The sequence below is a fragment of the Aeromicrobium sp. IC_218 genome (assembly GCF_004336805.1).
Taxonomy (GTDB): Bacteria; Actinomycetota; Actinomycetes; order Propionibacteriales; family Nocardioidaceae; genus Aeromicrobium.
The window spans coordinates 228,457-241,228 of sequence record NZ_SJXM01000003.1 but is presented as its reverse complement, the minus strand read 5'-3'; the positions used below and the strand labels follow the sequence as shown (position 1 = coordinate 241,228).

The following is a 12,772-nucleotide window of genomic DNA, read 5'->3' as shown; positions in this document are numbered from 1 at the left end:
ACCGAAAGACACCCATGACATCCCGCACCAACCTGTGGCGCGCCCTCGCGGCGCTCGCGGTCATCGCCGCCTCGTTCGCGCTCGCGCTCACCACCCCGGCCAAGCTCGGCCTCGACCTCGAGGGCGGCACCCAGATCGTCCTGGAGACCCAGGACACCGACCGCGTCAAGGCCGACGCCGAGTCCACCGACCGCGCGCTGGAGGTGCTGCGCGGCCGCGTCGACGCCCTGGGCGTCTCCGAGCCCACGCTGGCTCGCTCCGGCGAGAACCGTATCGTCGTCGAGCTCCCCGGCGTCCAGGACCCGCGCGAGGCCGCCGAGGTCATCGGCCAGACCGCCCAGCTCGGCTTCCACGAGGTCGTCAGCGTCCCGACCGAGGCGGAGCCGCAGGTCCCTGAGGGCCAGAAGCTGCTGCAGGACGAGTCCGGTGCGCCGATCATCGTCGGCCCGGTCGTCCTGGACGGCAACGGCGTCAAGGACGCCAACGCGGTCACGCCCGACGGCGGCATCGGCCAGTGGCAGGTCAACGTCGAGTTCAACGGCGAGGGCGCGCCCGGCTGGAAGGAGCTCGTCGCCTCGGCCTGCGCCAACCCGTCGGCCGGCCAGCGCGTCGCGATCGTGCTGGACGACAAGGTCATCTCCTCCCCCGGCGTCGTGCCCGAGCTGTGCGCGTCCGGCGGCGGCTCCAGCACGTCCATCACCGGTGACTTCAGCCAGGAGGAGGCCGACAACCTGGCCGTCCTCATCAAGGGCGGCGCCCTCCCGGTGCCGGTCGAGGTCATCGAGCAGCGCACCGTCGGCGCCACCCTCGGCGACGCCGCGATCGACGCGTCCATCGAGGCCGGCATCATCGGCATCGCGCTGACCGGCATCTTCATCGTGCTCGTCTACCGCCTCATGGGCTTCCTGGCCTCGATCGCGCTGGGCACGTACGCGCTCATCTCCTACGGCCTGCTGGTCTGGCTCGGCTCGACCCTGACGCTGCCCGGCCTCGCCGGATTCGTGCTCGCCATCGGCCTGGCCATCGACGCCAACGTGCTCGTGTTCGAGAGAGCACGCGAGGAGTACGCCGAGCGCGGCAACATGGAACGCTCGCTGAGCACCGGCTTCAACAAGGCCTGGTCGGCGATCCTCGACTCCAACATCACCACGCTGCTCGCGGCGCTGCTGCTGTTCTTCCTGGCCTCGGGCCCGGTCAAGGGCTTCGGCGTCACGCTCTCGATCGGCACGATCGCGTCGATGTTCTCGGCGCTGGTCGTCGCCCGCGTGCTGTGCGAGTGGGCGGTGCGCCGCTCGTTCGTCCGCAACCGTCCGGGCCTCACCGGCCTGGCCAAGACCGGGCGGGTCCGCCGGTACCTGAACGAGCGTGGCCCGAACCTCATGCGCCGCGCCGGCACCTGGATCGTCCTGACGATCGTCATCGCCGTCGTCTCCATCGGCGGCCTGCTGATCCGCGGCCTCAACCTGGGTGTCGAGTTCACCGGCGGTCGCGTCCTGGAGTTCTCGCACTCCAAGGACATCTCGGTCGACGACGCGCGCGAGGCGATCTCCGACGCGGGCTTCCCGTCCGCGGTCGTCCAGGAGTCGTCCGGCGACGGCTCCGAGAACAACATCAGCGTCCGCCTGGAGAAGATCAGCAACGAGGAGGCCGTCGAGGTCCAGGACGCCCTGGCCACGGTCGGCGGGCAGGTCGAGAAGCAGCGCGACGAGCTGATCGGCCCGACGCTCGGCAAGGAGCTGCGCGACAAGGCGATCCTGGCGTTCATCATCGCCGTCGCCGCGCAGATGCTGTACCTGGCCTGGCGCTTCCGCTGGACCTACGCGGCGGCCGCCGTGCTGTCGATGTCGTCGGTCGTGCTGACCGTCATCGGCTTCTTCGCCTGGACGGGCAAGCTCGTGGACGGCGTCTTCCTGGCCGCGATCCTGTCGGTGATCGGCCTGGCGGTGAACGACACGATCGTCGTGTTCGACCGCATCCGTGAGCACACGGCCGAGAACCGCGGCCGACGGCTCAGGGACGTGGTCAACGAGGCGATCCTGCAGACGATCCCCCGCACCATCAACACCGGTCTGGGCGCCATGTTCATCCTGGCCGCCCTGGCGGTGCTCGGTGGCGATTCGCTCGGCGACTTCGCGCTCGCCCTGCTGATCGGTCTCGGGTTCGGCATCCTGTCGACGATCTTCACCGCGTCCGCCCTGGCGGTCGTGCTGGAGGAGCGCTGGCCGCACGACCCGGAGAAGGGTCCCAAGACCGTGGACCCGTACGCGCACGTCGAGAACGGCACCCGGGAGGCCGGCGCGGTCTAGCCGCTCCTCCCGCCCTGACGCCCCGTGGTCGCTCCGGCGACCGCGGGGCGTCGTCGTCCTCAGGGCCGGAGCGCTCGGACGGGCGTCCACACCTGCGCCACGAGGGCTGACAAGGCCGGAACGACGGCGTTATGTTTGCAGGACTGTCCACTGCCTTCGGGGGAAGCATGAACAGAACCGGACCCGTCACCCTGATGCTCGGAGCCCTGCTCCTGCTCGCGTCCTGCTCCGGCGAGGACGCCGACGCCGAGCCCACGCCGTCCGCGTCGGCCTCGAGCCCGTCCGCGTCCGCGACGTCCCCGACCCCGTCCGAGACCCCGCCCACCATGCCCGCCCAGGCTCAGGACCTGTCCAGCAACGAGTCGGCTGCCGCCTTCATCGATCACTACGTCGACCTGATCAACTACGCGGCGCACACTGGCGATGTAGACCCGATGGCACGCCTAAGCGACGCGTCCTGCGCTGGATGCCAGGAGTACGTCCAGACGTTCCGGAGTACGGCGGTCCCGAATCTCGACTGGAAGGTCGCTAGCTCGGACGTCTCCTCCGACGACACGGCCTATGGCGTTGTTGCGACTATCGACTCGGTCGAAGAAGGCGGCCCTGCCCAGTACCGCGTGTATTTCGAGGTGGCGCGAGAGGACCGCCGCATCACCACGATGCACAACGTGAAATGAGGGGTTGGCGTCTGTCGGTCGCTGTCGCAACTTTCCTTGGTCTTGCGAGCCCCACCGCAGCGACAGCTGATGACCGTATCCGAGCGGACCCCAGCCAGATTCAACCCGGGATCCGAATCGATGGCCACAAGTTCGAACGCGGTGGCCGATCGAATCTTCAGCGCAGTCACGGAATCGCTCGTCCAGACGCTCCTGTATCGCCGGTCGTGCGCACCACGCCGCCCGAACGGTGCTACGTCGACATGTCGAATCCCAACTACCGCTGTGCGCTGCCGAGCGACTTCGGCGACGACCCGGCGCAACCGGTGGCGGACGAGCCAGAGGCGCCACGGGTCACGCCGGGCCGGGTGCTGACCGCGGTGCGCGAGATCGGGCTGCCACGACTGCGGCTGTCCGTCCAGCCCGGCGGCGAGACGCTGGTCAACCTCGACACGATCCTGCACACCCAGGAGCCCGACTTCGCACGGAGCATCAGCCTGCTGGGCAGCAGCGTCGAGCTCGAGGCCTCCCCCACGACCTACACCTGGCACCACGGCGACGGCACCAGCCAGCGGACGACGACGCCGGGCGCCCCGTACCCGCGCAAGGACGTCGTGCACCGCTACGAACGTCCCTCGAGCCGCGTCACCCTGAGGGTCGACGCCACCTACCAGGTGCGGTTCCGCGTCGACGGCGGCCCGTGGCAGACGCTCGCCGACACGATCACCGCGACCGGTCCGGGCACCACCATCGCCGTCCGCGAGGCCCGGCCCGTGCTGACGGCTCCCTAGTCCGGCGCGGCCGGGGCGTCTCACGGACTGGATGCAAGAATGGCGGCATGCGGATCGCCAATCATGTCGTCGACCTCGTCGGGGGCACCCCGCTGGTCAAGCTCAACAACGTCGTCACTCCCGGCTCGGGCCTGGTCGCGGCCAAGATCGAGTACCTCAACCCCGGAGGCAGCTCCAAGGACCGCATCGCGGTCAGGATGGTGGACGCCGCCGAGGCGTCCGGCGCCCTGAAGCCCGGCGGCACCATCGTCGAGCCCACCTCCGGCAACACCGGCGTCGGCCTCGCGCTCGTCGCCCAGCAGCGCGGCTACCAGTGCATCTTCGTCTGCCCCGACAAGGTCGGCGAGGACAAGCGCAACGTGCTGCGCGCCTACGGCGCCGAGGTCGTCGTCTGCCCCACCGCCGTCCCGCCGGAGCACCCCGACTCGTACTACTCGGTCTCCGACCGCCTCGTCCGTGAGGTCGAGGGCGCGTGGAAGCCCGACCAGTACTCCAACCCGGCCGGCCCGCAGAGCCACTACGAGACCACCGGCCCGGAGATCTGGGCCGACACCGACGGCACCGTCACGCACTTCGTGGCGGGGGTCGGCACCGGCGGCACCATCACCGGCGTCGGTCGCTACCTCAAGGAGGTGTCCGACGGTCGCGTGAAGGTCATCGGCGCCGACCCGGTCGGATCGGTGTACTCCGGTGGCACCGGCCGCCCGTACCTGGTCGAGGGCGTCGGCGAGGACTTCTGGCCGAGCGCCTACGACCCGTCGGTCACCGACGAGATCATCGCGGTCAGCGACGCCGACTCCTTCGACATGACGCGCCGCCTCGCCCGCGAGGAGGGCCTGCTCGTCGGCGGCTCGTGCGGCATGGCCGTCGTCGCCGCCCTCGAGGTCGCCCGCCGCGACCCCGACGGGGTCGTCGTCGTGCTGCTGCCCGACGGCGGACGCGGCTACATGGCCAAGATCTTCAACGACGACTGGATGAGCTCGTACGGCTTCCTGCGCACGTCGCTGGACGGCCGCACGGACGAGCCCACGGTCGGCGACATCCTGCGCAAGAAGTCCGGCGACATGCCCGCGCTGGTGCACACGCACCCGTCCGAGACGATCCGCGACGCGATCGAGATCCTGCGCGAGTACGGCGTCTCGCAGATGCCCGTCGTCGGCGCCGAGCCGCCGGTCGTCATCGGTGAGGTCGCCGGGTCGGTCAACGAGAGCGACCTGCTCAGCGCCGTGTTCGAGGGACGCGCCTCGCTCGCCGACGCCGTCGCCGACCACATGGGGCCGCGCCTGCCGCTCATCGGCATCGGCGAGGACCTCACCGCCACCATGAAGGCGCTCAGCGAGAGCGACGCCCTCATGGTCATCGACGAGGGCCGCCCCGTCGGCGTCCTCACCCGCCACGACCTGCTGGGAGTGCACGTATGACGGATCAGAGCGACCACGGCTTCAGCACCCGCGCCGTCCACGCCGGGTGGGACCCGGACCCGGTGACCGGCGCGGTCAACACCCCGATCTACGCCTCGTCCACGTTCGCCCAGGACGGCGTCGGCGGCATGCGCTCGGGCTTCGAGTACGCCCGCACCGGCAACCCGACCCGACGCTCCCTGGAGGCGAACCTGGCGGCGCTGGAGAACGGCACGTACGGACGCGCGTTCAGCTCCGGCATGGCCGCGACCGACTGCGCGCTGCGCACGATCCTGCGCCCGGGCGACCACCTGGTCATCCCCAACGACGCGTACGGCGGAACCTTCCGGCTCATCGACAAGGTCTTCACCCAGTGGGGCATCAGCTACACGCCCGCCGCGGTCAACGACGTCGACGCCATCCGCGAGGCGATCCGGCCCGAGACGAAGCTCGTCTGGATCGAGACCCCGACCAACCCGCTGCTCAACGTCGGCGACATCGCCGCCGCGGCCGAGCTGGCGCACGGTGCCGGCGCGAAGCTGCTGGTCGACAACACGTTCGCCTCGCCCTACCTGCAGCAGCCGCTGTCGCTGGGCGCGGACGTCGTGCTGCACTCCACCACCAAGTACGTCGGCGGGCACTCCGACGTCGTCGGCGGCGTGCTGGTGACGGACGACGAGGAGCTCGACCTCGGCTTCGGCTTCCTGCAGAACGGCGCGGGCGGCGTGCCGGACCCGTTCGGCGCCTACCTCACGCTGCGCGGCGCCAAGACGCTCGCGCTGCGCATGGAGCAGCACTGCACCAGCGCCGAGGCGATCGTCGACATGCTCGTCGGCCACTCGGCCGTCGCGAAGGTCCTGTACCCGGGCCTGCCCGAGCACCCGGGCCACGACACCGCGGCCAAGCAGATGCGGCGCTTCGGCGGCATGATCTCGCTGCGGCTGGCCGGCGGCCGCCAGGCGGCGCTCGACCTGTGCGCGCGCACCGAGGTGTTCACGCTCGCCGAGAGCCTCGGCGGCGTCGAGTCGCTCATCGAGCACCCCGGAGCGATGACCCACGCGTCGACCGCCGGCTCGCTGCTCGAGGTGCCGGACGACCTGGTGCGTCTCTCGGTCGGCATCGAGGACACCGCCGACCTGCTCGCGGACCTGGAGCAGGCGCTGTCCTGACCGCCACGCAGCACCCACGCGAAGGGGCCCCGGCGAAAGCCGGGGCCCCTTGCTGTTGCTCGGTTCAGCAGGTCACTCGACGACACCGGTGATGTAGTCGGTGTTCTTGAACGTGTTGTCCGCGGCGTACTCGAAGATGCCGATGGTGGCCTTCGAGGGGCTGCCGGAGTCGTTCATGTCGACCGGGCCGGAGACACCGTCGTAGTCGATGTCCTGGCCGTCCTTGAGGAGCGCGACGCAGTCCTTGAACGTCGTGCACTTCTCACCCTCGCGGGAGACCTCGACGATCTTGCTGGCGATCGACTTGCCCGAGTCGTCCTTCGCGGCCTCGGCGGCCAGGGCCGACAGGATGGTCGCGTCGTAGGACTCCGGGCCGTACGTGAAGTCGGTCAGCTTCGGGTCGATCTCGAGCATGCGAGCCTTGAAGTCGTCCTTCAGCTGAGCGCCCGGGTAGGTCGCCTTGACGCCCTGCAGGGTGCCCTTCGGGAAGTCCTTGCTGTAGTCCGCCGTGTTGCCGTCGACGAAGTACGTGGGGACCTGCTTCGGGCCGATGCCGGCCTGCTCCAGACCCGGGATGATCTTGGTGGTCTCGTTGAAGGCGATGACGATGATGGCGTCGGCGCCCGAGTCCTTGATCTTCTGGATCTCGGAGGTGTACGAGGTGGCGTCGACGGCGTACAGCACCGTCTCGGCGACCTTGCCGCCCTGCTCCTCGATGGTCTTCTTGGTGTTCTCGGCCAGCGCCTCGCCGTACGCCTCCTGGCGGGCCAGGATCGCGACGTTCTTGGCGCCGTCCTGCAGCACCAGGTTGCCGAGCACCGCGCCCTGGAGGACGTCCGACGGGGCCGTGCGGAAGTACAGGCCCTTGTCGTCGTACTCGTCGAACGCGGTCGACGTGTTGGCCGGCGAGAACTGCACGACGCCGGCGCCGATGATCTTGTCGATGACCGACAGCGAGACGCTCGAGGACGCCGCGCCGACGATGACGTCGGACTTGGCCGCGAGCAGCTTGTCGACCGAGCCGGGGGCGATCTTCGGCGTGCCGTCGCCGGAGTCGGCCTTGGACTGCGCGACCGGCTTGCCGAGCACGCCGCCGGCCTCGTTGATGTCCTTGACCGCGAGGTCGACGCCCGCGAACTCCGGCGGGCCGAGGAAGGCGAGGTCACCGGTCGACGGCAGCAGGGTGCCGACGGTCAGCGTGCCGTCGCCCTTGGCGGCGGGAGCGGCCGAGGTCTTGTCGTCCGACGAGGACTTGTCGTCGTCGCCTCCACCGCAGGCGGCGAGCACGAGGGCGCTCGCAGCAGCGACGGCGGCGAGGCGAACAAGCTTGGTGCTGTTCTTCATCAATCCTCCGGGGATCGTCAACGGATGGTCGGCCTGGATCCCGTCAGGGTCTCGTGACCCAGGTCGCGTTGCGATGAAAATAGTCCTCGTTCGTGCCGAATGGGTTACGCACGGAGAATTGGTGGGTTTCGTAGCCAAGTTGTAATGCGTCCCCGCTCAGGACGCGCCGAGGCCCGGGCCCTTCTCGACGACCTGCTCGGCGACCTCGCGCGCGGACATGCGCAGGTCCATCGCCGTCTTCTGGATCCAGCGGAAGGCCTCGGCCTCGCTGATGCCCAGCGCCGACTGCAGCAGCGACTTGGCCCGCTCGACGGCCTTGCGCGCCGCCAGCTGCTCCTCGAGCGACCCGACCTCGTCGGAGAGCTGGCGCAGCTCGGCGAACCGGCTGCGGGCGACCTCGATGGCCGGCACGAGGTCGGACTTGGTGAACGGCTTGACCAGGTAGGCCATGGCGCCGGCCTCCCCCGCGCGCTCGACCAGCTCGCGCTGGCTGAACGCGGTCAGCATGACGACCGGGGCGATGCGGGCCTGGGCGATCTGCGAGGCGGCGGCGATGCCGTCGAGCTTGGGCATCTTGACGTCCATGACCACGAGGTCGGGACGCAGCTCGTGCGCCAGCGCCACGGCCTGCTCGCCGTCGGCCGCCTGGCCCACCACGTCGTAGCCCTCCTCCGCGAGCATCTCGGAGAGGTCGAGCCGGATGAGCGCCTCGTCCTCGGCGATGAGCACGCGCGGGGCCGGTGTCGCGTCGGTCGTCGAGTCGTCCACGTGAGAAGGTTATCCGGCGCCCGTGACGCCTCGGGCGCCCGGCCGGGTTGGCGGAATGGTAGACGCGACGGTCTCAAAAACCGTTGTCCGAGAGGGCGTACGGGTTCGAGTCCCGTACCCGGCACATCGAGCACGACGACGGCGCCGCCGCACGGATGATCCGTGCGGCGGCGCCGTCGCTTCCCTCCCGCGCGACGACCTAGGCGGTCGTCACCGGCACGACGTCCGGCGCGCCCTTGCGGGCGGCGTCGGCCGTCTCGTCGTCGGGCATACGCTGGCTCTCCAGCTCCGCCTCGACCCGGCTGCGGTAGTGCTCGACCTCGCGGCCGCGCTGCGCGTCGTCCCAGCCCAGGACGCCGCCCATGAGCTCGGCGACCTCCTCGACGACGCCCAGGCCCCGGTCGAACTCCTCGATCGAGATGCGGGTGCGTCGCGTGAGGACGTCGTCGAGGTGACGCGCCCCCTCGTGGCTGGTGGCGTAGACGACCTCGGCCCGCAGGTAGTCGCTCGCACCGGTGAGCGGCTCGCCCAGCGACGCGTCCTGCCGGACGAGCTCGAGCACCTCGTGCACGAGCGAGCCGTAGCGGTTGAGCAGGTGCTCGACGCGCACCTCGTGCAGCCCGCTGGTGCGGGCCAGCAGGTGACGCGTGTTCCACAGCGCCTCGTACCCCTCGGCGCCGAGCAGCGGGACGTCCTCGGTCACGCACTCGGGGACCTTGCGGTCCAGCTGCACCTCCAGGCCGTGGACGGCCTCGTCGATGGCGTCCTTGGCCATGACGCGGTACGTCGTGTACTTGCCGCCGGCCACGACCACGAGGCCCGGGGCCGGGTGACCGACCGCGTGCTCGCGCGACAGCTTCGACGTGGCCTCGGACTCGCCCTCGAGCAGCGGGCGCAACCCGGCGTAGACGCCCTGGACGTCCGCCCGGGTGAGCGGCGTCTCCAGCACCTCGTTGACGTGGTCGAGCAGGTAGTCGATGTCGCTCTCGCTCGCCGCCGGGTGGTCCTTGCTCAGCGACCACGCCGTGTCGGTCGTGCCGATGATCCAGTGCCGTCCCCACGGGATGACGAACAGCACGGACTTCTCGGTGCGCAGGATCATGCCGGTCTCGCTGCGCAGCCGGTCGCGCGGCACGACGAGGTGGATGCCCTTGGAGGCGCGGACGTGGAACAGGCCACGCTCCCCCGCCATCTGCTGGGTGTCGTCGGTCCAGACGCCGGTCGCGTTGACGACCTGGCGGGCCCGCACCGTGAGCTCGCGTCCCGTCTCCAGGTCGCGGACGTGCGCGCCGACGACGCGCTCGCCCTCCTTGACCAGGTCGACCACGCGGGCCCGGGTGGCGACGTGCGCGCCGTAGGCGGCCGCCGTGCGCGCCAGGAACATCGTGTGCCGGGCGTCGTCGACCTGCGCGTCGTAGTAGCGCAGCGCGCCGACGAGGGCGTCCTTCTTCAGCGACGGCACCAGCTTGCGGGCGCCGCGCCGGGTCAGGTGCTTGTGCAGCGGGACGCTCGAGCCGTAGCCCGAGGCCTTGCTCATCGCGTCGTAGAGCGCCACGCCGGAGCCGACGTAGAACCGCTCCCAGCCGCGGTGCGTCAGCGGGTACAGGAACGGCACCTTCTTGACCAGGTGCGGCGCGAGCCGCTCCAGGTTGAGGCCGCGCTCCTTGAGCGCCTCGGCGACGAGCCGGAAGTCGAGCATCTCCAGGTAGCGCAGCCCGCCGTGCATGAGCTTGCTGGAGCGGCTGGACGTGCCGGACGCGACGTCGCGCGCCTCGACGAGACCGACGGTCAGGCCGCGGGTGACGGCGTCCAGCGCCGCTCCGGCCCCGACGACGCCTCCGCCGACGACGAGCACGTCGAGCACCTCGCTCTCCATCGCGTCGAGCGCGTCCTCACGGGCCTGCGGTGACAGGGCAACCGATCGCATGGTCGAACCTCCTCAGTCCACGTCCACCCAGTCGAGGGTGCGGGTCACGGCCTTCTTCCACTGGGCATAACCCTCCTCGCGCCGGTTTTCGTCCCAGGACGGCTCCCACCGCTTGGACTCGTTCCAGTTCTCGCGCAGCTCGTCGGTGTTGGCCCAGAAGCCGACGGCGAGGCCGGCCGCGTAGGCGGCGCCGAGCGCGGTGGTCTCGGCCACCACCGGACGGCTGACCGGGACGCCGAGGACGTCGGACTGGATCTGCATGCATAGCTCGTTGGCGGTGACGCCGCCGTCGACCTTGAGCACCTCCAGCTCGACGCCGGAGTCCTTGGCCATGGCCTCGGCGACGTCGCGGCTCTGGTAGCAGATCGACTCGAGCGTGGCCCGGGCCAGGTGGGCGTTGGTGTTGTAGCGCGACAGGCCGACGATGGCGCCGCGGGCGTCCGAGCGCCAGTACGGCGCGAACAGACCGGAGAACGCCGGGACGAAGTAGACGCCGCCGTTGTCGTCGACCTGCTTGGCCAGCGACTCGGACTGCGAGGCACCGGAGATGATGCCCAGCTGGTCGCGCAGCCACTGCACGGCCGAGCCGGTCACCGCGATCGAGCCCTCCAGCGCGTACACGCACGGCTCGTCGCCGAACTTGTACGCCGGCGTGGTGAGCAGGCCCGCCTTGGAGCGGACGATCTCGGTGCCGGTGTTGAGCAGCATGAAGTTGCCGGTGCCGTAGGTGTTCTTGGCCTCGCCGGGCTCGAAGCACACCTGGCCGACGGTCGCGGCCTGCTGGTCGCCGAGGATGCCGGTGATCGGCACCTCGCCGCCGAACGGGCCGTTCTCGAGCGTGTGGCCGTAGGGCTCGGGCGACGAGGACGACTTGATCTCGGGCAGCATCTGGCGCGGGATGTCGAAGATGGCCAGCAGCTCGTCGTCCCAGTCGAGCGTCTCCAGGTCCATCAGCATCGTGCGGCTGGCGTTGGTCACGTCGGTGACGTGGACGCCGCCGCGCGGACCGCCGGTCAGGTTCCACACGACCCAGGAGTCGGTGGTGCCGAAGATCGCGTCGCCGGCCTCGGCGGCCTCGCGGACGCCGTCGACGTTCTCCAGGATCCACTTGATCTTGCCGCCGGCGAAGTACGTCGCCGGGGGCAGGCCGGCCTTGTGCCGGATGGTGTCGCCGTGGCCGTCGCGCTCCAGCGCCGAGGCGATGCGGTCGGTGCGGGTGTCCTGCCAGACGATCGCGTTGTAGTACGGACGTCCGGTCTTCCTGTTCCACACGACGGTGGTCTCGCGCTGGTTGGTGATGCCCAGCGCGGCCAGGTCGGACGAGTCCAGCTTCGCCTTGCGCAGCGCGGTCTGGATGACCGAGGTCGTGCGCTCCCAGATCTCGGTCGGGTCGTGCTCGACCCAGCCCGCCTTCGGCATCACCTGCTCGTGCTCGAGCTGGTGACGGGCGACCTCGTTGCCGCCGTGGTCGAAGATCATGAACCGGGTGCTCGTGGTGCCCTGGTCGATCGAGCCGATGTAGTCAGCCATGTCGGTGCTCCTCGTCTTCCGTGCGGATCAGGTGTTGGTGTCGCCGACGGGGGCGTCGGCCTTGGGCAGGGCGTCCTCGTCGGGCAGGAACGCCTCGATGGCGTACTTGAACAGCGCGCCGCCGATGAGACCGCCGATGACCGGGGCCACGATGGGCACCCAGAAGTAGAGCTGGTCCCCGTTCGCGGAGTAGAACGCGTCGCCGTAGCCGGTGATCCAGGACGCCAGGCGCGGGCCGAGGTCACGGGCGGGGTTGATGGCGTAGCCGGCGTTGGAGCCGAAGGCCAGGCCGATCGCGACGACGGTGAGGCCGACGGTGACCGGGCCGAGGTTGGCCAGCGGGCCGTTGTTGGCCGCGGTGGTCAGCGCGAAGATGACGAACACCAGGATCGCGGTGCCGACGATCTGGTCGAGGAAGGCCGTGGCGACCGAGACGCCCTCGGCGGGCGACGTGGAGAAGATGCCCTGCGTGGCCTTGGTGTGGTTCGGGTCGATCTTGGCGATCTGGTCGGCGTACGTCACGCGGACGATGAGCGCGGCGACGAACGCGCCGGCCAGCTGGGCCAGCGAGTAGGGGGCGACCTTGCGCCACTCGAAGCCCTTGAAGGCCGCGAGCGCGACCGTGACGGCCGGGTTCAGGTGGGCGCCGCTCAGGCGGGCGGCGACGTAGACGCCGAGCGTGACGGCCAGGCCCCACGCCCAGGCGATGGAGTTCCAGTCGCCCGCGGTGCCGTCCGCCCCGGTGCCACCACCGGTGACGACCTGCGCGACGACACCGGCGCCGAACAGGATCAGGATCATCGTGCCGAAGAACTCTGCGGACAGCTCTCCGACGAGTGGGTTGCGCTTCACACGCCCGTCCTCCCTCGAGGCCGGCTCCG

10 protein-coding genes and 1 tRNA gene are annotated in these 12,772 nt (G+C 70.2%); 6 read left to right on the top strand and 5 right to left on the bottom strand.

Annotated elements, in window-relative coordinates:
* The first annotated feature begins 14 nt into the window (after positions 1 to 14).
* The 5 genes from secD to E0W78_RS05235 all read left to right on the top strand — a co-directional run bounded on the left by secD (position 15) and on the right by E0W78_RS05235 (position 6,322).
* Positions 15 to 2,306 (top strand): protein translocase subunit SecD, encoded by a 2,292-nt coding sequence (gene secD / locus E0W78_RS05255; protein ID WP_131402799.1) that lies wholly within the window; start codon positions 15 to 17, stop codon positions 2,304 to 2,306.
* 167 nt (positions 2,307 to 2,473) lie between these two features.
* Positions 2,474 to 2,983, top strand: a complete 510-nt coding sequence (locus E0W78_RS16475; RefSeq protein ID WP_165570410.1) for a DUF6318 family protein — start codon at positions 2,474 to 2,476, stop codon at positions 2,981 to 2,983.
* A 242-nt stretch (positions 2,984 to 3,225) separates the two neighbouring features.
* On the top strand, positions 3,226 to 3,753 hold the full coding sequence (locus tag E0W78_RS05245; protein ID WP_131402798.1) for a hypothetical protein: 528 nt from the start codon (positions 3,226 to 3,228) through the stop codon (positions 3,751 to 3,753).
* 47 nt (positions 3,754 to 3,800) lie between these two features.
* Positions 3,801 to 5,174 carry a cystathionine beta-synthase gene (locus E0W78_RS05240; protein WP_131402797.1) on the top strand — a complete coding sequence of 458 codons (1,374 nt, stop codon included), beginning with the start codon at positions 3,801 to 3,803 and terminating at the stop codon, positions 5,172 to 5,174.
* Positions 5,171 to 6,322, top strand: coding sequence for a cystathionine gamma-synthase (locus E0W78_RS05235; protein ID WP_131402796.1), 1,152 nt, complete (start codon positions 5,171 to 5,173; stop codon positions 6,320 to 6,322). The genes E0W78_RS05240 and E0W78_RS05235 overlap by 4 nt, the downstream gene beginning before the upstream one ends.
* 72 nt (positions 6,323 to 6,394) lie before the next feature.
* Here the strand turns inward: E0W78_RS05235 and E0W78_RS05230 are convergent, their stop codons facing one another.
* Entirely contained in the window at positions 6,395 to 7,666 is a 1,272-nt protein-coding gene (locus tag E0W78_RS05230; protein ID WP_131402795.1) for an ABC transporter substrate-binding protein, read from the bottom strand.
* Positions 7,667 to 7,822: 156 nt separating this feature from the next.
* A complete protein-coding gene (locus E0W78_RS05225) occupies positions 7,823 to 8,434 on the bottom strand; it encodes a response regulator (protein ID WP_131402794.1) in 612 nt (203 codons plus the stop codon).
* Positions 8,435 to 8,475: 41 nt separating this feature from the next.
* Here E0W78_RS05225 and E0W78_RS05220 point away from each other — a divergent pair.
* Positions 8,476 to 8,558: transfer RNA gene (locus E0W78_RS05220), tRNA-Leu, on the top strand.
* A 75-nt stretch (positions 8,559 to 8,633) separates the two neighbouring features.
* Here E0W78_RS05220 and E0W78_RS05215 read toward each other — a convergent pair.
* From E0W78_RS05215 to E0W78_RS05205, 3 genes are read right to left on the bottom strand one after another with little or no spacing between them, the layout of a single operon-like run.
* Positions 8,634 to 10,361 (bottom strand): glycerol-3-phosphate dehydrogenase/oxidase, encoded by a 1,728-nt coding sequence (locus E0W78_RS05215; protein ID WP_131402793.1) that lies wholly within the window; start codon positions 10,359 to 10,361, stop codon positions 8,634 to 8,636.
* Positions 10,362 to 10,373: 12 nt separating this feature from the next.
* A complete protein-coding gene (gene glpK, locus E0W78_RS05210; RefSeq protein ID WP_131402792.1) occupies positions 10,374 to 11,891 on the bottom strand; it encodes a glycerol kinase GlpK in 1,518 nt (505 codons plus the stop codon).
* A 27-nt stretch (positions 11,892 to 11,918) separates the two neighbouring features.
* Positions 11,919 to 12,743 (bottom strand): MIP/aquaporin family protein, encoded by an 825-nt coding sequence (locus E0W78_RS05205; RefSeq protein ID WP_131402791.1) that lies wholly within the window; start codon positions 12,741 to 12,743, stop codon positions 11,919 to 11,921.
* Positions 12,744 to 12,772: the final 29 nt, after the last annotated feature.